Here is a 17,976-nt window from a genome sequence, read left to right as displayed (position 1 = left end):
CGTCGGTTCAGGCGCACGGATCAAGCGTGCAGGCTGACCGGGGTCAGATCTGCATGGCCATGCCTTCGACGTTCATCGCCGCCTGGCGCAAGGCCTCGGAGCGAGTCGGGTGCGGGTGGCAGGTGAGGGCGATGTCTTCGGCCGAGGCCGAGAACTCCATGGCCACGCAGTACTCACCGATCATCTCGCTGACGCACGGGCCAACCAGGTGCACGCCGAGTACCTCGTCGGTTTCGGCATCGGCCAGCACCTTGGCGAAGCCTTCGGTCTCGTGGTTGATCTTGGCCCGGCTGTTGGCCATGAACGGGAACTTGCCGACCTTGTAGGCGCGGCCTTCGGCCTTGAGCTGCTCTTCGGTCTTGCCCACGCTGGCCAGTTCGGGGCGGGTGTAGATCACCCCCGGGATCAGCCCGTAGTTCACTTCGTGGGCCTTGCCGTGGATGCGCTCGATGCAGGCGATGGCTTCGTCTTCGGCCTTGTGGGCGAGCATCGGGCCGCTGGTGACGTCGCCGATCACCCACACGCCCGGCACGCTGGTGCGATGGCCTTGGTTCTCGAGCATGCCGCGCTTGTCGATCTGCAGGCCTACCGTTTCCAGGCCCAGGCCCTGGGTGTAGGGGCGACGGCCGATGGCGACCAGCACGTAGTCGGCCTGCAGGGTTTCGGCGGTGCCGCCGGCGGCCGGTTCGAGGGTCAGGCTGACACCTTCGGCCGACGGCGTGGCCTGGGTCACCTTGCTGCCCAGCTTGAAGCTCATACCTTGCTTGGCCAATGCGCGCTGCAGGGTCTTGGCGGTTTCTTCGTCGGTGCCGGGGCAGATGCGGTCGAGGTATTCCACCACGGTGACCTGGCTACCGAGGCGGCGCCACACCGAGCCCAGCTCCAGCCCGATCACGCCCGCGCCGATCACCACCAGGTGTTTGGGCACCTGGGGCAGGGCGAGGGCGCCGGTGGAGTCGATGATACGCTGGTTGTCGATGGTCACGCCGGGCAGCGGAGTCGGCTCGGACCCGGTCGCGATGACGATGTCCTTGGCCTGCAGTTCGGTGACGACGCCCTGGTCATCGGTGACCTTGACCTTGCCCACGCCATCGAGCTGGCCCCAGCCCTTGATCCAGTCGACCTTGTTCTTGCGAAACAGGAACTCGATGCCCTTGGTCAGGCCCGCGACGCTCTCGTCCTTCTGTTTCATCATCTGCGCCAGGTTCAGGCTTGGCTTGACCTCGATACCGAGGTTGGCGAACTCGCTGCCGGCAGCCGCTTCGTAGAGTTCGGAGGCATGCAGCAGGGCCTTGGACGGCATGCAGCCAACGTTCAGGCAGGTGCCACCGAGGGTCGGGCGACCTTCGACACAGGCCACGCTCAGGCCCAGCTGGCCTGCGCGAATGGCAGCGTTGTAGCCGCCAGGGCCGCCGCCGATGATCACGACATCATAGGTTTTCATTGTTGTACTCCCGGATGAAGAATCGACAATGCCGCCAAGGTTAGGGGCCGATCTGGAGGTTGTATACAATTTATGCCACTACCTTTTTGCATCGGCCGGTCTACGACGATAGTCCGGCATGCCTCCCTGTTCTTGAGGATGGGCTACCCTTTTGTGCAGACGTCCGAAGATTACGGGAGGCTCATTTCATGCTTGCGCAACTTCCATCTGTTCTGCAAAGCCTGCGGTTGCCCTTGCGACTCAAGCTTTGGGATGGTCACGAATTCGATCTCGGCCCCCAGCCGCAGGTCACCATCGTGGTCAAGGATCCCCAGCTGATCGGCCAGTTGACCCACCCCAGCCTGGATGAGCTGGGCGCGGCGTTCGTCGAGGGCAAGCTGGAACTGGAGGGCACCATCGGCGAAGTCATCCGCGTGTGCGACGAGCTCAGTCAGGCGTTGCTCACGGACGAGGAAGAAGACCAGCCGGTGCGCAGCGAGCATGACAAGGCCACCGACGCGGCGGCCATTTCCTACCACTACGACCTGTCCAACGATTTCTACCAGCTGTGGCTGGACCGCGACATGGCGTATTCCTGCGCCTACTTCAAGACCCCCGGCGACACCCTTGAGCAGGCCCAGCAGAACAAGTTCGAGCACCTGTGCCGCAAGCTGCGGCTCAAGCAGGGCGACTACCTGCTGGACGTGGGCTGTGGCTGGGGAGGGTTGTCACGTTATGCCGCACGCGAGTTCGGCGCCAAGGTGTTCGGCATCACCCTGAGCAAGGAGCAGCTCAAGTTGGGGCGTGAACGGGTCAAGGCAGAAGGGCTTGAAGATCAGGTGGAGCTGCAGATTCTCGACTACCGCGACCTGCCGCAGGACGGTCGCTTCGACAAGGTGGTGAGTGTCGGCATGTTCGAACACGTGGGGCATGCCAACCTGGCGTTGTACTGCCAGCGCTTGTTCGGCGCGGTGCGCGAAGGCGGCCTGGTGATGAACCACGGCATCACCGCCAAGCATGTGGACGGGCGCCCGGTGGGGCGCGGCGCGGGCAATTTCATCGAGCGCTATGTATTCCCCCATGGCGAGCTGCCGCACCTGTCGATGATCAGTGCGCGTATCAGCGAAGCGGGGCTGGAAGTGGTCGACGTCGAGAGCCTGCGCCTGCATTACGCACGGACGCTGGCGCAGTGGAGCGATCGCCTGGAAAGCCAGCTGGACAAGGCCGCGAGCCTGGTGCCGGAAAAGGCCCTGCGCATCTGGCGGCTGTACCTGGCCGGTTGCTCCTATGCCTTTGCCAAGGGCTGGATCAACCTGCACCAGATTCTGGCAGTCAAGCCGTTCGCCGATGGTGGCCACGACCTGCCGTTGACCCGCGAGGACCTGTACCGCTGACAGTCGCGCTCAGAGGATCGGCGAGATCAGTCGGGCGATGCGCATCCCCAGTTGCTGCAGGCGACGCGTCTGCTGGCTGTCCTCGGGGGTGATTTCCCGCGCTTGGTCGAAGTCGTGCTGGAGCATGGCTTCGACCTGCGCGGCAAAGGCAAGGTCTACGGTCAGCAGCATGATTTCGAAGTTCAGGCGGAACGAGCGGTTGTCCAGGTTGGCACTGCCGATGGCGCTGACCTCGTTGTCGACCAGCACCACCTTCTGGTGCAGAAACCCCGGCCCGTAGCGGAACATGCGCACCCCGGCCTGCACCGCCTCGAAGGCGAACAGGCTGGAGGCGGCGTACACGATACGGTGGTCAGGGCGCGAGGGAATCAGGATACGCACGTCGACGCCCCGCAACACCGCCAGGCGCAGCGCGGCCGACACGGCCTCGTCGGGAATGAAGTACGGGCTGGTGATCCAGAGCCGCTCGCGCGCCGCGTGGATGGCGTCGACAAAAAACAGCGAACAGGTCTCCTGCGGATCGGCCGGCCCGCTGGCCAGTACCTGGCAAAGTACGCCGTTGTCGGGGTAGGTGTCGGGCAGTATCAGTGGCGGCAACTGGCGCGCCGCCCAGTACCAGTCTTCGGCAAAGGATTCCTGCAGGCAGGCCAGCACCGGGCCGCTGACCTGCACATGGGTGTCGCGCCAGGGCGATAGCCTGGGGTTGCCGCCCAGGTATTCGTCGCCCACGTTATGGCCCCCCATGAACCCCAGCATGCCGTCTACCACCACGATCTTGCGATGGTTGCGGAAGTTGACCTGGAAGCGGTTGAACCAGCCGCGGCGGGTGGCGAAGGCGCGGATGTTCACGCCGCCTTCGCGCAAGCTCTGTATATAGGCGGAGGGCAGGGCGTGACTGCCAACGCTGTCGAACAGCACGTAGATCTTCACCCCTTCAGCGGCCTTTCTCAGCAGTAGCGCCTTGAGCTCACGGCCGATGCCGTCGTCGTGGATGATGAAGAACTGGATCAGTACCGTGTCGTGGGCCGCTTCTATCGCCTTGAAGATCGCGTCAAAGGTGGCCTGCCCGTCTATCAGCAGGCTGACCTGGTTGTTGGCCAGGCACGGCATGCGCCCAAGCTTGGGCATGGCCCGCAGCGCCGCATAGGATTCGGAGTTGCGCGCGGTCAGCGCCTCTTCCACCCAGGGGCGCCAGTTGAGGTCGGCCATGGCCACGTGCATTTCGCGGTTGGCCTGGCGGCGGGCCTGGATGTAGGCGTCGAAGGTGCGACTGCCGAACACCAGGTACGGAATCAGCGTGAAGTAGGGGATAAACAGCAGCGACATGGCCCAGGCAATTGCACCTTGGGCGGTGCGCACGGTGAACACGGCATGCAGGGCGGCAATCACGCCCAGCAGGTGAATCACACCGATGAGGTAACCGAAGAAGTAAGGGCTGTGGTAATCCATACACATTCTGCTATCCGAGGGCACTGCCCGCTAACAGAGCACGTTCGCGCCTGCACTTGCAACTGAAAGCACGAAAACGCGTCTAAGCTGTGTTCCGGCTTGGGGCCGGATTCTGAAGGAGTCACTACATGAAAAGTCGTCTGCCGATGCTGGCACTGTTACTGGGCCTGGCGAGCCCGTTGGTGCATGCGCAGATGTTGCAACCGGGCCTGTGGGAGTTGACCAGCAGCAACATGCAGGTCGATGGCAAGCCACTGCCCGACATGGAATTCATGCTCGGCCAGTTGAAGAACCTGCCGCCCGAGCAGCGCGCGATGATCGAGGGTGGCCTGGCCAAGCAAGGCATCAGCGTCGGGGGCAAAGGGGTGCGTTCGTGCCTGACCCAGGAGCAGGTTCAGACCAACGACATTCCGCTGCAAGACCCGCAGTCGGGGTGCACGCAGAAGATCACCGAGCGCAACGGCAATGTGTGGAAGTTCACCTTCAGTTGCCCCAAGGCTCAAGGCAACGGTGAAGCGCAGTTTCTCAGCGATCGGGAATTTCTGACCAAGGTCAGCGGCACGTTCAATGCGTCCGGTGTTGAGCAAAAGGGCAGCATGAACACCCGTGCGGTGTGGCTGGGCAACGATTGCGGCACGGTCAAGCCGCGCACCTGATCAGCGCAGGTGCCACTGCCATTGGCTTTGCGCGACAGCGTCGTGGGCATGCAGGCTTTCGGCATGTTCCACACGCAGCTTGAAGCCGTCGATCCACGGCAGCGGTTGCAGGGCCAGATGCAGGCGCCTCGCGGCGTCTTCGCAGAACATCAGGTTCTGCCCGTTGGCCAGCGCAAACGCCTGTTCGTCGGCTCGTTTCACGGCTGTCTGCACAGCAGTGCCGAGAGCTGCCTCGGCCAGGTCGATCAGCTGTCGAAAGGGCATTTGCTCCTCGCCTGGGGCCAGGCGCAGGTGCAGATGGGCCGTGCTGCGTTGGCTGTGTGGTGTTGCGACGATGCCTTGGGCGGTGCCGAGCCAATGCAGGATGGCAGCATGATCGAGGTTACTGCGGTTGGCGAAATCATCGACGAACTGCTGCTGAATCAATTGGCGGGCGAGCGCGGCGGAGCATGGGCAGGTCGAGGAATACTCGACTTGTGCGTTTAGTTCCACGTGGAACACTCCGTTTTCCAAACGTGCGTCCACACTCACCGGGTAAGCCTTCCAGCCTGCCAGCGGGCTGACCAGCGCAGGCCGCTTGAGCAACAATTCAAAGCCCAGACGCAGGTAAGCGGTGGTAGAGAGGCCCTGATGGCTGTCGATAAACCGTTCCAGGACCTGGCGCACCAACCCTACTGAAAACGCCGCGTGCTCGAATGCCTCCAACGCGAGGTACAGGCGCGACATGTGAATCCCCCGCGAGGCTCCATCATCCAGGCTGACACCGGCATCGGCGCTGGCGCGTACCTGCACGCCGTCGAGTGTGATCGGCAGTGCGATGCCGCACATGCCAACCCATTCCAGAGGCATGGATTGCTGGCTGGCCTGAGCGGCAATATCGGGAAGGGTCAGGGCGTTCATGCTGAAACCATCGCTGAATTAAAAACCGATACGTTACATTATAACGATTCATTCATCATAGCTTTTTCCGAGTCCTCACTCGCAGCCCCCAAGGCGATTGCAACGCAGGCTGAAGCGTTGGCCGCTGGAGCTGGACACCCGGTTCTGCGTGGTCCAACCCACCCGGCGGCTATAGCCGACCCAGGCTTCGCCGTCGCTGGCCAGGCCCGTGTAGAAGGTCAGCGGCCCATAGAGGCTGTTGGTTTGTACCCAGCGTCGCTGCCCCAGCACCTCAACGCCGCGCACGTACTGGGTGTTGCCCTGGCTGTGCACGCTGTACACATTGCCGTCGCGATCTTGGCAGGCCAGCAGGTTGGCGCTGCGCGTGCATTGGGCAGGCTCACTGCGCGGCATCGCGGCGTGAACCGTCGCGACGGGGATTAGCAGGAGCGGAAGCAGTACGAAGGTTTTCATCCAATCTCCGATTGGCTAAATTGCATTGTTATAATATAACATTGAAAAAGGCATCCTTCGAATGCTCCGACGCCCTGATGAGGTATTTGCGACATGACCGACCGTCTCCCCGTTACCGTGCTGTCCGGCTTTCTAGGTGCCGGCAAGAGCACCCTGCTCAACCATGTGCTGCGTAACCGCGACAACCTGCGGGTGGCGGTGATCGTCAACGACATGAGTGAAATCAATATCGACGCCAGCGAAGTGCAGCGCAACGTCAGCCTCAATCGTGCAGAAGAAAAACTGGTCGAGATGAGCAATGGCTGCATCTGCTGCACCCTGCGCGAAGATCTGCTCGAAGAGGTCGCGCGGCTTGCCCGCGAGGGGCGTTTCGATTACCTGTTGATCGAGTCCACCGGCATATCCGAGCCGCTACCGGTAGCCGAAACCTTTACCTTCCGTGATGAACAAGGCCGCAGCCTGGCCGACCAGGCGCGGCTGGACACCATGGTCACGGTGGTAGACGGGCTGAATTTCCTGGGTGACTACCAGGCCGCCGACAGCCTGGCTTCGCGCGGCGAGACCCTGGGCGAGGGCGATGAACGTTCCATCAGCGACCTGCTGATCGAGCAGGTCGAGTTCGCCGATGTGATCCTGTTGAGCAAGATCGACCTGATCGGCAGCGATGAGCGCGAAGAACTCTGCGCCATTCTGCGCTCGCTCAATGCCCATGCCCAGATCGTGCCGATGGTGATGGGGCAGGTGCCATTGGCGCAGATTCTCGATACCGGCCTGTTCGACTTCGAGCGTGCTGCCCAGGCGCCGGGCTGGCTGCAGGAACTGCGCGGTACGCATGTGCCGGAAACCCAGGAGTACGGCATTGCCGCCACCACCTGGCAGGCCCGCCGCCCCTTGCACCCACAGCGTTTTTTCGACTTTATCCACAGGCCCTGGAGCAACGGCCGCCTGTTGCGTTCCAAGGGCTTTTTCTGGCTGGCCAGCAAGCACCAGGAAGCCGGCAGCTGGTCCCAGGCCGGCGGCATGATGCGCCACGGCTTTGCCGGTCGCTGGTGGCGTTTCGTACCACGCGGGCAATGGCCCCAGGACCCGCAGGACACGGCGGCGATCCTCAAGCACTGGACGGCCGAATGCGGCGATTGCCGACAGGAGCTGGTGTTCATCGGGCAGCACATCGACTTTGCGCAACTGGATGCCGAGCTGGGCGCCTGCCTGCTGAGCGATGAAGAAATGGCATTGGGCGCCGAGGGCTGGCAACGCCTGCCCGACCCGTTTGGCGACTGGCACGACGAAGAGGCGGCCTGATGCTGGCCCTGAAACGCCGTGGCAGCGCCCGGCAAACAGTCGGCGAATCGCCCCAGGTGCTGACCGAGGTGCTGCAGGATGGCGTCAATCTGGCCGTGTGGCAGCGCCAGTTGCCGGTGCATGTGGCCGATTTTGCCCAGGTGCTGTTGTCCCTTGGGCAGCCGCTGGCCGAGTCCCTGACCCTGGAGTTGCAGCCAGATGACGACGCACCCGCCCTGCGCGGGTTGGCGGCAGCGTATGCCGATCTGCAGGGGTATGAGGGGTTCATCTGCGATGTGCGCTGGCTGGTGGGCGCCTACGCCTGCCTGCTCGACGCGCGTCGGGTGGGGCTGCGCCTGCGCGCACTGGAGGGCGCAATGTGCCCGCGTTTTCACGTCGACCACGTGCCGGCGCGGCTGATCTGTACCTATGCGGGCCCCGGCAGTGAATGGCTGACGGCGCCCGATGCGGTGCAGGTGGAGCAGTTGTCGACCGGTGATGTGGCCGTGCTCAAGGGCGAGAGGTGGCTGGGCAATGAGGGGCAGGGGCTGGTGCACCGTTCGCCGGCGGTACCTGCGGGGCAGCGCCGCCTGATGCTGACGCTTGACTGGATGGCCTGAGCGCGCAGCATAGTGCGTATCCTTCCTGGCGAATCGATGCGCATGCTGCAGAACATACCCACCCACCTGATCGGCGGCCCCCTGGGCGCCGGCAAGACCAGCCTGATCCGGCACCTGCTGGCCCAGCGCCCGGCCCACGAGCGGTGGGCGGTGCTGATCAACGAGTTCGGCCAGATCGGCCTGGATGCCGCCTTGCTCGCCACCGACGATGATGGCGTGGCGATGGGCGAAGTGGCGGGCGGATGCCTGTGCTGCGTGAATGGTGCACCGTTCCAGGTGGGCCTGGGGCGCTTGTTGCGCAAGGCGCGCCCTCATCGACTGTTCATCGAGCCTTCGGGGCTGGGTCATCCTGCCCAGTTGCTGGCCCAGCTGGGCGAAGCACCCTGGCAAGGCGTGCTGGCGGTTCAGCCGTCGGTGCTGGTACTGGACGCCCAGGCATTGGCGGCAGGCCAGGCATTACCCCAGCCGCAGGCGCAGGCACTGCACGGTGCGGGGCTGCTGGTGCTCAACAAATCTGAAGGCTTGGCGGCCGCCACGCGCCTGTGGATAAGCCAGGGGTTGCCTGATGTACCCCAGCTTTGGACGGACCATGGGCAGATTGCGCTGAACAGCCTGCCGGGCGTTGGTGTGCATCCGTTGCCGGTGGATAACTTCAAGCTGCCGGAGGCCAGGCCGTTGCCGGCGGCGCTGTGGATAAACCCGCTGACGCCGATCTGTCTTTATCAACAGCTGGAGCAGGGCTGGAGCATTGGCTGGCGCTGGCACCCGAGCCAGCAGTTGCACCCGCAGCGTTTGCAGCAATGGCTTGCAGGCCTTGGGTGGCGCAGGGCCAAACTGGTTATCCACAGCCCGGAGGGTTGGCAGTCGGCCAATGCGCTGGAGGGGCAGGCGCTGCACTGGCAGGCCAGCGAGTGGCGGCGCGACTCGCGTATCGAGCTGATTTTTGCACAGCCGCAGGCAGTGGCGGCCTTGGAGCAGGGGATGCAGGAATGCCGGATTCCCTGAAGACAGGGCCGGCCTTTTTGCAGGCAAGGCTGGCCCCGGTAGACGAAGGGAACGTCACTGGCGCCAGCGATTGTGCTCCTGGCGCCACTGGTTCATCTCGATCACGTTGCCGCCCTGCACCGGCGGCTTGATCTCGAACGGGTAGGGTGCCAGTTCGATCTGCATCGTATGCGCGCCAAACTGCGTCACCGTACCGGGGTGACGATGTTCGCCTGTCACTGTGAATTCGAAGTTGTACACACGGGCCAGGCGCTTGCGCCCGTTGGCATCGCGCACAAAACCGATGCGCTTGAGCGCCACGTTGCCATCCAGCAGTTCCAGGTCGAGCTTGGCGCAATGCTGCTTGACCCGTTCCAGTGCCTTTTCGCGCAGGCCGTGGTTATGCCACAGCCAGGCGCCTGCGGTGGCCAGCAGCATCAGCACCAGAAGGTTTTCGAGGGTTAACATCTACGTTCGCTCCAACCAGATAGGCTCAGCTTAACTGCCACCCCGGTCTGTCGTACAGGTGGCATTTGGCGCCATACTGCGCGCCTTGTTTTTCATTCGATCGTTTGGAAGCCCTGCATGAAACGTACACCGCATCTGCTCGCCATCCAGTCACACGTGGTATTCGGCCACGCCGGCAACAGCGCCGCGGTGTTTCCGATGCAACGGGTGGGGGTCAATGTCTGGCCGCTGAACACCGTTCAGTTCTCCAACCATACTCAGTATGGCCAGTGGACCGGCGAAGTGCTTGCGCCAGAGCAAATTCCGGCGCTGGTGGACGGGATTGCGACGATCGGCGAGCTGGGCAACTGTGATGCGGTGCTTTCCGGCTACCTCGGCAGCGCCGCCCAGGGCCGTGCGATTCTTACTGGGGTGGCGCGGATCAAGGCGGTCAACCCGAACGCCCTGTACCTGTGCGACCCCGTCATGGGGCATCCGGAAAAAGGCTGCATCGTACCCGCCGAGGTCAGTGACTTCCTGCTCGAGGAAGCGGTTGCGGTGGCGGATGTGCTGTGCCCCAATCAGTTGGAGCTCGACAGCTTCTGCGGGCGTCGGGCCGAGTCGCTGGAGGACTGCGTGGCCATGGCGCGCAGCCTGCTCGCCCGCGGGCCCAAGGCTGTGCTGGTCAAGCACCTGGCATACCCGGGACGCAAGGCCGAAGACTTCGAGATGCTGCTGGTGACTGCCGAAGGCAGTTGGCACCTGCAGCGACCGCTGCTGGCCTTTGCGCGGCAGCCGGTGGGGGTCGGCGACCTGACCTCCGGCCTGTTCCTGGCGCGGGTGCTGCTGGGTGACAGCTGGGTGGCGGCTTTCGAATTCACTGCCGCGGCCGTGCACGAGGTGCTGCTGGAAACCCAGGCTTGCACCAGCTACGAGCTGGAGCTGGTGCGTGCCCAGGACCGCATCATGCACCCGCGGGTGCGCTTCGAGGCGCGGCGCCTGGCGCTCTAGAAGGCGTCGCCCTTGAGTTCCTGGTAGCGCTTTTCGAGTTCCTGGCGAATCAGGCGGCGCTGCTTGCCTTGCACGAATCGGCGCTTTTCCTCGCTGGTCTCTGGCTGGCGTGGCGGCACGGCGACCGGCTTGCGATCGTCGTCCACCGCGACCATGGTGAAGAAGCAGCTGTTGCTGTGGCGCACCGAGCGCTCGCGGATATTTTCGGTGACGACCTTGATCCCGACCTCCATCGAGGTGTTGCCGGTGTAGTTCACCGACGCCAGGAAGGTCACCAGTTCGCCCACGTGTACCGGCTCGCGAAAGACCACCTGATCCACCGACAACGTCACCACATAACGGCCCGCGTAGCGGCTGGCGCAGGCATAGGCGACTTCATCGAGGTACTTGAGCAGGGTGCCGCCGTGTACGTTGCCAGAAAAGTTGGCCATGTCCGGGGTCATCAGGACGGTCATCGACAGCTGGGCGTTTCCAGGTTCCATAGTGTGCTCACGGTAAGGTTGCGCTGAGGCGGGGTGGCGAGTGGTCGTCACGCTTCTTTTCCCCAATTTCGAATCCCATGAAAACGGGACGCTGACAGCGCCGTTGCCGTCACGCCGTTCGTGCCATCTTTGGCGTGTTACCGGTCTATCTGTTTCTTGATATTACACCGCCTTTTCGTCGCAGGCGCCGGTGTTAACCTGACCAAGCCCATGCAATGTGGTGCCTGGCGTCATTTGACAGACTAATTCCCCCGCCGCTCCACGACAGGCATGTCATCGAGCGGCGGGCTTGTTCTTCGGTTCGAAGTAAGGAGCTCCACGCCGTGCATGCCATCAGCTTTATTCAGGATCTGGCGGTGATCATGCTGGTTGCCGGTGTGGTCACCATCCTGTTTCACCGTTTCAAGCAGCCGGTGGTACTCGGCTATATCGTCGCCGGCTTCATCATCGGCCCGCACACCCCGCCATTCGGCCTCATCCACGACGAAGACACGATCAAGACGCTGGCCGAACTCGGGGTGATCTTCTTGATGTTCTGCCTGGGGCTGGAGTTCAGCCTGCGCAAGCTGTTCAAGGTGGGGGCCACGGCGTTCATTGCGGCCTTCCTCGAAATCGTGCTGATGATCTGGATCGGCTTCGAGATCGGCCGCTGGTTCGGCTGGAACACCATGGACTCGCTGTTCCTGGGCGCAATCCTGGCAATTTCTTCCACCACCATCATCGTCAAGGCGCTCAACGACCTGAAGATGAAGAACGAGCGCTTCGCCCAGCTGATCTTTGGTGTGCTGATCGTTGAGGACATCCTCGGTATCGGCATCATTGCCCTGCTGTCGGGCATTGCGGTCAGCGGCGCGGTCAGTTCCGGCGAGGTGTTCTCCACCGTCGGCAAGCTGTCGCTGTTCATGATCGTGGCGCTGGTCATCGGCATACTGCTGGTACCGCGGGTACTGGCCTACGTGGCCAGGTTCGAAAGCAACGAGATGCTGCTGATTACCGTGCTGGGCCTGTGCTTCGGCTTCTGCCTGCTGGTGGTCAAGCTCGAATACAGCATGGTGCTGGGCGCGTTCCTGATCGGGGCGATCATGGCCGAATCGCGCCAGTTGCTGAAGATCGAGCAGTTGATCGAGCCGGTTCGCGACCTGTTCAGTGCCATCTTCTTCGTCGCCATCGGCCTGATGATCGACCTGAGCGTGCTCATCGAGTACATCTGGCCGATCGTGGTCATTACTGTAGCGGTGGTCCTGGGCAAGATGCTCTCGTGCGGCATGGGCGCCTTCATCGCTGGCAACGACGGTCGCACCTCGTTGCGGGTGGGCATGGGGCTTTCGCAGATCGGCGAATTCTCCTTCATCATCGCTGCGCTGGGCATGACCCTGCAGGTCACCAGCGACTTCCTTTACCCGGTGGCGGTGGCGGTGTCGGCCATTACCACCCTGCTCACGCCCTACCTGATTCGCGCCGCCGACCCGCTGTCGCTCAAGCTTGCCAGTGTGGTGCCCAAGCGCCTGTCGCGGGTGCTGTCGCTGTACGGCGAATGGCTGCGCAGCATCCAGCCGCAAGGCGAGGGCGCGATGGTGGCGGCGATGATCCGGCGCATCCTGCTGCAGGTGGGGGTCAACCTGGCGCTGGTGGTGGCGATCTTCTTCAGTGGTGGTTACTTCGCGGCACGCATCGGCGAGTACCTGAGCGAATGGTTGCCCGACCTGGCCCAGCAGAAAGCGCTGATCTGGGGCGCGGCGTTGCTGCTGTCATTGCCGTTCCTGATTGCCGCGTATCGCAAGCTCAAGGCGCTGTCGATGCTGCTGGCCGAAATGGGGGTCAAGCCGGAAATGGCCGGGCGCCATACCCAGCGCGTGCGCCGGGTGATCGCCGAGGTGATCCCGCTGCTGTCGCTGCTGGTGATCTTCCTGCTGCTGTCGGCGCTGTCGGCGAGCATCCTGCCCACCAGCGAGCTGCTGTTGCTGATCGCGGTGGTGGCGGCCGGTGTGGTGGCGTTGCTGTGGCGCTGGTTCATCCGGGTGCACACGCGCATGCAGATCGCACTGCTCGAAACCCTCGACAATCAGAAGGAACATAACCCCTAGGGTTTGCAGCGCAGCGGCTGGTCCCGCCATTGGGCCCAGGCCTGTGTCCAGCCTTCGGCGTGGCTCACACCGGGCAGCGCAACCTGCTGCATGCAGCGGGCACTGCCTAGTTCCACGCGGTAGTGCTCGAACAGCGAGGCCGGCACGCTGCGGTCCTGCAGGCCGAGAAGGTGGCGCTGCGGCAGGTCGCGCAGGCGCTGGCGATAGTCCAGCGGCTCCAGTGAGCCCGCCAGCGGCGTCAGTTGCAGGGTCTGTGCCCAGTACCGCGGGCTGAGGTTGCCGGCCAGGGTCTGTACCTGGGTAACGTCGCTTCGCCGGGCGGCCAGCAGCAAGGCCAGCGCACCCCCGCCGGAATAGCCGATCAGCTCGAACTCCTGGTTGCCATAGCGTTGCTTGATGCCGCTCAGGGCTTGGTCCAGGCTATCGAGCACTGCCTTGCCAAAGCGCTGGTCGGTCCACATCGCTGCGCGGCAGCCAGGCGCACTGACGAACTGGCAAGGGCGCGCCAGGTACAGGCTGGGCTGTGGGTCTTCAAGGGCCAGTCGCGCCAGCAACAGGTTGCGCGGGCTGGGGTCCAGGCTGGGTTGGCTGGAGGTGGCCCAGGCGCGTCCGTCACCTTCCAGATAGACACGCAGGCGCAGGGCGCCTGGCGCCTTGAGCGGAACGCTCAGCGCCAGCGGGAAGGGCTGGGTAGGCTGGATCTCGACACGATGGCCATGGGCCTGGCTGAGGGTCTGCAACTGTGTCAGCGGCGCCTGGCAGCCGCTCGCCAGCAGCAGGGCGAGCAGTGTGAACAGTCTGGAGTACATCGACAGGGCCCCGGCATGTGAAGGTGCATTCCTGTGCGCGCGGGTCGTATGTCCGAGGGGATGGAGCGGTAGCAACACCGCCGCGCACAGGAAGGCGCGGCGATTCTACGAAGATTGATAGCTCAGAGCCATCATTTTTGTCCGACAAACTGACGGATCAGCTTTCCAGCCACACGTCGCGCGCCCAGTGCCATACCGATTCCCAGGTTTCTTCGGTCACCAGCTCTTCTTCGGCCGACCACAGCACCACGGTGCCGTCTTCCTCGACGCAGTAGTAATCGTCACCATCCTGGCAGATCGGAATCAGCGAACGGTCCACGCCGGCATCCCAGGCATTGGCCGCCACGTCAGGCAGGTAGGTATGCGATTGCGGGTCGGTAACGGTCACCGGCTCCAGGCTGCCGTACACCACATCGCTGACGGTCAGCAGGAACTCCCTGAAGACGAACGGGATATCGATGAACAGCTGTTCTTCAATCTCGACCAGCAGGTCTTCGTCGGGCAACTCAAGCGGTACGGGTACCGGTTCGTTGGCTTCACGCAGTTGCTCGATGATTTCTTCCACGGGTTCAATCCTCTTACCTTGACGACACGCTGCGCGTTATACCCTAGTAGGACGCTACGCTAAAAGCAAAACCCCGGGCAAGCCCGGGGTTTTTTGTGCAATGCCTCAAGATCAGCCGTTCTGGCGGATCCCTGCGACCAGCCAAGGCTGGTTTTCGCCCTGGGCACGTTCCATGTTCCAGCTTTCGCTGAACACTTCGCCCTGGTCGAAACGCGAGGTTTTCGACACACCGCTGAAGGTCAGGGTGGCGATGGTGCGGTCGGCACGGTCATCCACGCCTTCCAGCTGCACGTTCAGGTCGTCGATGTAGGTGGACTGGAAGCCTTCACCCAGCTCGGCACGTTCCTTTTTCAGGAACTGCAGCATCTGCGGGGTAACGAACTCGGCGATCTTGTCGATCTCGTTGGCGTCCCAGTGCTGCTGCAGGGTCTGGAAGTGGTTGCGTGCAGCGGCCAGGAAGCTCTCTTCATTGAACCAGGCTGGTGCGTTGATCACCGGGCGGGCCGCGGCAGGTGCAGCGGAACCACCGAAGATCGACGGCTGAGCCGGTTGCTCGTGAACTTCACGCTGGAACGGCGCGTGACCGGCAGCGGCCATCTGCGGCTGTTGCTTGCGGCGACGGGCGGCAATGAAACGGAAGATCAGGAAGGCGATGACCGCCATGATCAGGATGTCGAAGATCTGCATGCCCTGGAAGCCGTCGCCCATGAACATGGAGGCCAGCAGGCCACCGGCGGCGAGGCCGGCCAGAGGGCCGAGCCAGCGCGAAGCACCGCTGGCGGCTGCCGGTGGACGGCCTGCCGCATTTGGCGTGGCGGCCGGCGTGGCCGGAGCGGCCTGGCGCGTCTGGTGGGTCGGCGCGGCGCCCGAGCTCTTGCCGCCGCCGAAGCGCTTGGCGTTGGCGTCGAGGCTCAGCGTAAGGCCGATGCACAGCGCCAAGGCGATGCTAAGAAAACGTTGCATAGAAGGGTATTCCCGTTTTGTGGAGTGCACGCGCGCCATGGTGCACAGGTTGTAGGACACATGACTAGCGCCATAATGTTTCTATCTTTTGCTTGGCGCTGTGGGATGTTTATCAAGTGCGTGTAGGAACTGGCCGACCTCTTCGCCGGCAAGGCCGGCTCCCACAGGGGACGGCCTTGCCGGCGGAGGGTGTTACAGCGGCTCCAGCTTGGCGTAGCCAAGCATCAGCCACTTGCTGCCTTCGGCGAAGTTCACCTGCACCCGCGCCTGGGCACCGGCGCCCTCGAAATTGAGGATCACGCCCTCGCCAAACACCGCGTGCTGCACGCGCTGGCCGAGGTTGAACGCGGTTTCGGGGATGTTCGCCGCACCGAACAGGCTGCTCGAATTCTGTTTCTGACCCGAGCCGAACGGCCGGCTGACGCTGTTGGACAAGCGCACTTCCTGCACCAGCCCCGCAGGGATCTCACGCACGAATCGCGACACCTTGTTGTAGGTTTCGCTGCCGTACAGGCGCCGGGTTTCGGCGTAGGTCATCACCAGCTGCTGCATGGCGCGGGTAATGCCCACATAGGCCAGGCGACGTTCCTCTTCCAGGCGGCCGGGCTCTTCCAGGCTCATCTTGTGCGGGAACAGGCCCTCTTCCATGCCCACCAGGAACACGTGGGGGAACTCCAGGCCCTTGGCGCTGTGCAGGGTCATCAGCTGGATGCTGTCTTCGTGTTCCTCGGCCTGGGCATCGCCGGCCTCGAGGGAGGCGTGGCCCAGGAACGCAGCCAGCGGCGACAGCTCGGCGTCTTCCTCGGCGCTTTCGAAGTTGCGCGCGGCGCTGACCAGTTCTTCAAGGTTTTCTACCCGTGCCTGGCCCTTTTCACCCTTTTCTTCCTGGTGATAGATGATCAGCCCGGACTGCTCGATCACGGTCTGGGTCATCAGGTGCAACGGCATGTCCATGACCTTGGCCGAGAGGTTCTCGATCAGCTCGATGAACGCGGCCAGGGCGCTGGCGGCACGGCCCTTGAGGCCCTTGTTGGCGACCAGCAGGCTCATCGACTCCCACATCGATACCTGGGCGTGACGGGCGTGTTCGCGAATCGCCTCCACGGTCTTCTCGCCGATGCCGCGCGGCGGCACGTTGATCACCCGCTCCAGCGCCGCGTCATTGCCACGCCCTTCAAGCAGGCGCAGGTAGGCCATGGCGTTCTTGATCTCGGCGCGTTCGAAGAAGCGCTGACCACCATAGATGCGGTACGGGATGCGCTCGCGCAGCAGGGCTTCCTCGAGCACCCGCGACTGGGCGTTGGAGCGGTACAGGATGGCGATGTCGCTGCGCGCCATGCCGGTCTTGAGCGCGCTCTCGATGGTCTCGACCACATAGCGCGCTTCGTCGTGTTCGTTGAAGGCGGCGTACAGGCTCAGCGGTTCGCCGTCGCCGCCGTCGGTCCACAGCTCCTTGCCCAGGCGATCACTGTTGTTGGCGATCAGGGCGTTGGCCGCCTTGAGGATGCCGGCGGTGGAGCGGTAGTTCTGCTCCAGGCGGATCATCTGGGTGTCGGGGAAGTCGGCACTGTACTGGTGGATGTTCTCGATCTTGGCGCCGCGCCAGCCATAGATGGACTGGTCGTCGTCGCCCACCACCATCAGGCTGTCACCGCCCTGGGCCAGCAGGCGCAACCAGGCGTACTGCACGGCGTTGGTGTCCTGGAACTCGTCCACCAGCAGGTGGCGGAAGCGCCGCTGGTAGTGCTGCAGCAGGCCCGGGTTGTCGCGCCACAGGTCCAGCGCGCGCAGCAGCAGTTCGGAGAAGTCGATCACGCCGGCGCGCTGGCAAGCTGCCTCGTAGGCCTCGTAGATGCTGCGCATGGTGCCCAGGAACAGGTCGCCGCTGGCCTGGATGTGCTGCGGGCGCAGCCCTTCGTCCTTCTGCCCGTTGATGAACCACTGCGCCTGGCGTACCGGCCAGCGCTGTTCGTCCAGGCCCAGCTCGCGGATCACCCGCTTGACCAGGCGTTGCTGGTCGTCGCTGTCGAGGATCTGGAAGTTCTGGTTCAGCCCCGCTTCCTGCCAGTGGGCACGCAACAGGCGGTGCGCCAGGCCGTGGAAGGTACCCACCCACATGCCGGCCGGGTTGATGCCCATCAACTGCTCGATGCGCTGGCGCATCTCGGCGGCGGCCTTGTTGGTGAAGGTCACCGACAGCACCGAATGGGGTGAGGCCTGCTCGACCTGGATCAACCAGGCGATACGGTGCACCAGCACTCGGGTCTTACCGGAGCCGGCACCGGCCAGAACCAACTGGCGACCAAGCGGGGCCGCTACGGCCTGGCGTTGGGCGTCGTTGAGGGAGTTCAACAGGAGGGAGAGGTCATCGCGCATCCCGCCATTTTAGGGGCGCAAGCGAGCCGGGGGCAAACCCATGGTGGAAAAAGATCGCCCAAGGCGCCGCCCGCTCATC

At 63.5% G+C, this 17,976-nt stretch carries 17 protein-coding genes; 7 read left to right on the top strand and 10 right to left on the bottom strand.

What is annotated here, in order from left to right; translation table 11 throughout:
* Positions 1 to 43 precede the first annotated feature (43 nt).
* On the bottom strand, positions 44 to 1,444 hold the full coding sequence (gene lpdA / locus FW760_RS07370) for a dihydrolipoyl dehydrogenase (RefSeq protein WP_116052433.1): 1,401 nt from the start codon (positions 1,442 to 1,444) through the stop codon (positions 44 to 46).
* 188 nt (positions 1,445 to 1,632) lie between these two features.
* Between lpdA and cfaB the strand changes: the two genes are divergently transcribed.
* On the top strand, positions 1,633 to 2,817 hold the full coding sequence (gene cfaB / locus FW760_RS07365; protein ID WP_116052432.1) for a C17 cyclopropane fatty acid synthase CfaB: 1,185 nt from the start codon (positions 1,633 to 1,635) through the stop codon (positions 2,815 to 2,817).
* Between the two features lie 9 nt (positions 2,818 to 2,826).
* On the opposite strand, the gene cls is transcribed toward cfaB, so the two are convergent.
* The gene (cls, locus tag FW760_RS07360; protein ID WP_043861509.1) at positions 2,827 to 4,266 is read right to left on the bottom strand and encodes a cardiolipin synthase; all 1,440 of its coding nucleotides are present in this window, start codon (positions 4,264 to 4,266) and stop codon (positions 2,827 to 2,829) included.
* A gap of 128 nt (positions 4,267 to 4,394) precedes the next feature.
* Between cls and FW760_RS07355 the strand changes: the two genes are divergently transcribed.
* Positions 4,395 to 4,922: a DUF3617 domain-containing protein gene (locus FW760_RS07355; RefSeq protein ID WP_446443712.1), complete on the top strand. Its 528-nt coding sequence runs from the start codon at positions 4,395 to 4,397 to the stop codon at positions 4,920 to 4,922.
* On the opposite strand, the gene folE2 is transcribed toward FW760_RS07355, so the two are convergent.
* Positions 4,923 to 5,822, bottom strand: a complete 900-nt coding sequence (folE2, locus tag FW760_RS07350; protein WP_116052431.1) for a GTP cyclohydrolase FolE2 — start codon at positions 5,820 to 5,822, stop codon at positions 4,923 to 4,925.
* A 75-nt stretch (positions 5,823 to 5,897) separates the two neighbouring features.
* Positions 5,898 to 6,215 carry a glutamine synthetase gene (locus tag FW760_RS07345; RefSeq protein ID WP_290445893.1) on the bottom strand — a complete coding sequence of 106 codons (318 nt, stop codon included), beginning with the start codon at positions 6,213 to 6,215 and terminating at the stop codon, positions 5,898 to 5,900.
* A gap of 153 nt (positions 6,216 to 6,368) precedes the next feature.
* Here FW760_RS07345 and zigA point away from each other — a divergent pair, with 153 nt between their 5' ends.
* Genes zigA through FW760_RS07330 form a run of 3 tightly spaced genes read left to right on the top strand, consistent with a single transcriptional unit; the run spans position 6,369 to position 9,181 of the window.
* Positions 6,369 to 7,577 (top strand): zinc metallochaperone GTPase ZigA, encoded by a 1,209-nt coding sequence (gene zigA, locus FW760_RS07340; protein ID WP_054916447.1) that lies wholly within the window; start codon positions 6,369 to 6,371, stop codon positions 7,575 to 7,577.
* Complete coding sequence (locus FW760_RS07335) at positions 7,577 to 8,176, top strand: DUF1826 domain-containing protein (RefSeq protein ID WP_043861514.1); 600 nt, start codon at positions 7,577 to 7,579, stop codon at positions 8,174 to 8,176. The genes zigA and FW760_RS07335 overlap by 1 nt, the downstream gene beginning before the upstream one ends.
* 42 nt (positions 8,177 to 8,218) lie before the next feature.
* Complete coding sequence (locus FW760_RS07330) at positions 8,219 to 9,181, top strand: CobW family GTP-binding protein (protein WP_078481468.1); 963 nt, start codon at positions 8,219 to 8,221, stop codon at positions 9,179 to 9,181.
* Positions 9,182 to 9,235: 54 nt separating this feature from the next.
* On the opposite strand, the gene FW760_RS07325 is transcribed toward FW760_RS07330, so the two are convergent.
* Positions 9,236 to 9,628, bottom strand: a complete 393-nt coding sequence (locus FW760_RS07325) for a DUF3301 domain-containing protein (RefSeq protein ID WP_043861515.1) — start codon at positions 9,626 to 9,628, stop codon at positions 9,236 to 9,238.
* 117 nt (positions 9,629 to 9,745) lie between these two features.
* Between FW760_RS07325 and pdxY the strand changes: the two genes are divergently transcribed.
* Positions 9,746 to 10,618 (top strand): pyridoxal kinase PdxY, encoded by an 873-nt coding sequence (gene pdxY, locus FW760_RS07320; protein WP_100634868.1) that lies wholly within the window; start codon positions 9,746 to 9,748, stop codon positions 10,616 to 10,618.
* Here pdxY and FW760_RS07315 read toward each other — a convergent pair.
* Complete coding sequence (locus FW760_RS07315) at positions 10,615 to 11,100, bottom strand: acyl-CoA thioesterase (RefSeq protein ID WP_043861517.1); 486 nt, start codon at positions 11,098 to 11,100, stop codon at positions 10,615 to 10,617. The two genes, pdxY and FW760_RS07315, sit on opposite strands and share 4 nt — an antisense overlap.
* Positions 11,101 to 11,423: 323 nt before the next feature.
* On the opposite strand from FW760_RS07315, the gene FW760_RS07310 reads away from it, so the two are divergent.
* Positions 11,424 to 13,184 (top strand): cation:proton antiporter, encoded by a 1,761-nt coding sequence (locus FW760_RS07310; protein WP_058541959.1) that lies wholly within the window; start codon positions 11,424 to 11,426, stop codon positions 13,182 to 13,184.
* Here FW760_RS07310 and FW760_RS07305 read toward each other — a convergent pair.
* From FW760_RS07305 to uvrD, 4 genes are all read right to left on the bottom strand, one after another.
* The gene (locus FW760_RS07305) at positions 13,181 to 13,993 is read right to left on the bottom strand and encodes a hypothetical protein (protein WP_058541958.1); all 813 of its coding nucleotides are present in this window, start codon (positions 13,991 to 13,993) and stop codon (positions 13,181 to 13,183) included. The two genes, FW760_RS07310 and FW760_RS07305, sit on opposite strands and share 4 nt — an antisense overlap.
* 157 nt (positions 13,994 to 14,150) lie before the next feature.
* On the bottom strand, positions 14,151 to 14,558 hold the full coding sequence (locus FW760_RS07300) for an SMI1/KNR4 family protein (RefSeq protein WP_014720555.1): 408 nt from the start codon (positions 14,556 to 14,558) through the stop codon (positions 14,151 to 14,153).
* A gap of 111 nt (positions 14,559 to 14,669) precedes the next feature.
* On the bottom strand, positions 14,670 to 15,521 hold the full coding sequence (locus FW760_RS07295; RefSeq protein ID WP_043861520.1) for a Tim44 domain-containing protein: 852 nt from the start codon (positions 15,519 to 15,521) through the stop codon (positions 14,670 to 14,672).
* 192 nt (positions 15,522 to 15,713) lie between these two features.
* Positions 15,714 to 17,897 (bottom strand): DNA helicase II, encoded by a 2,184-nt coding sequence (gene uvrD, locus FW760_RS07290; RefSeq protein WP_116052430.1) that lies wholly within the window; start codon positions 17,895 to 17,897, stop codon positions 15,714 to 15,716.
* Positions 17,898 to 17,976: the final 79 nt, after the last annotated feature.

This window comes from Pseudomonas sp. 1176_21 (genome assembly GCF_052850635.1).
The sequence above is the reverse complement of the archived record's forward strand: the minus strand, read 5'-3'. Positions and strand labels throughout refer to the sequence as shown.

What these genes read in the sequence shown, in the direction of transcription:
- FW760_RS07315 (WP_043861517.1), bottom strand. Translation starts at nt 11,100, where the DNA reads ATGGAACCTGGAAACGCCCAGCTGTCGATGACCGTCCTGATGACCCCG.
- zigA (WP_054916447.1), top strand. Translation starts at nt 6,369, where the DNA reads ATGACCGACCGTCTCCCCGTTACCGTGCTGTCCGGCTTTCTAGGTGCC.
- uvrD (WP_116052430.1), bottom strand. Translation starts at nt 17,897, where the DNA reads ATGCGCGATGACCTCTCCCTCCTGTTGAACTCCCTCAACGACGCCCAA.
- FW760_RS07345 (WP_290445893.1), bottom strand. Translation starts at nt 6,215, where the DNA reads ATGCCGCGCAGTGAGCCTGCCCAATGCACGCGCAGCGCCAACCTGCTG.
- folE2 (WP_116052431.1), bottom strand. Translation starts at nt 5,822, where the DNA reads ATGAACGCCCTGACCCTTCCCGATATTGCCGCTCAGGCCAGCCAGCAA.
- FW760_RS07325 (WP_043861515.1), bottom strand. Translation starts at nt 9,628, where the DNA reads ATGTTAACCCTCGAAAACCTTCTGGTGCTGATGCTGCTGGCCACCGCA.
- cfaB (WP_116052432.1), top strand. Translation starts at nt 1,633, where the DNA reads ATGCTTGCGCAACTTCCATCTGTTCTGCAAAGCCTGCGGTTGCCCTTG.
- pdxY (WP_100634868.1), top strand. Translation starts at nt 9,746, where the DNA reads ATGAAACGTACACCGCATCTGCTCGCCATCCAGTCACACGTGGTATTC.
- FW760_RS07305 (WP_058541958.1), bottom strand. Translation starts at nt 13,993, where the DNA reads ATGTACTCCAGACTGTTCACACTGCTCGCCCTGCTGCTGGCGAGCGGC.
- FW760_RS07295 (WP_043861520.1), bottom strand. Translation starts at nt 15,521, where the DNA reads ATGCAACGTTTTCTTAGCATCGCCTTGGCGCTGTGCATCGGCCTTACG.
- lpdA (WP_116052433.1), bottom strand. Translation starts at nt 1,444, where the DNA reads ATGAAAACCTATGATGTCGTGATCATCGGCGGCGGCCCTGGCGGCTAC.
- FW760_RS07330 (WP_078481468.1), top strand. Translation starts at nt 8,219, where the DNA reads ATGCTGCAGAACATACCCACCCACCTGATCGGCGGCCCCCTGGGCGCC.
- FW760_RS07335 (WP_043861514.1), top strand. Translation starts at nt 7,577, where the DNA reads ATGCTGGCCCTGAAACGCCGTGGCAGCGCCCGGCAAACAGTCGGCGAA.
- FW760_RS07355 (WP_446443712.1), top strand. Translation starts at nt 4,395, where the DNA reads ATGAAAAGTCGTCTGCCGATGCTGGCACTGTTACTGGGCCTGGCGAGC.
- cls (WP_043861509.1), bottom strand. Translation starts at nt 4,266, where the DNA reads ATGGATTACCACAGCCCTTACTTCTTCGGTTACCTCATCGGTGTGATT.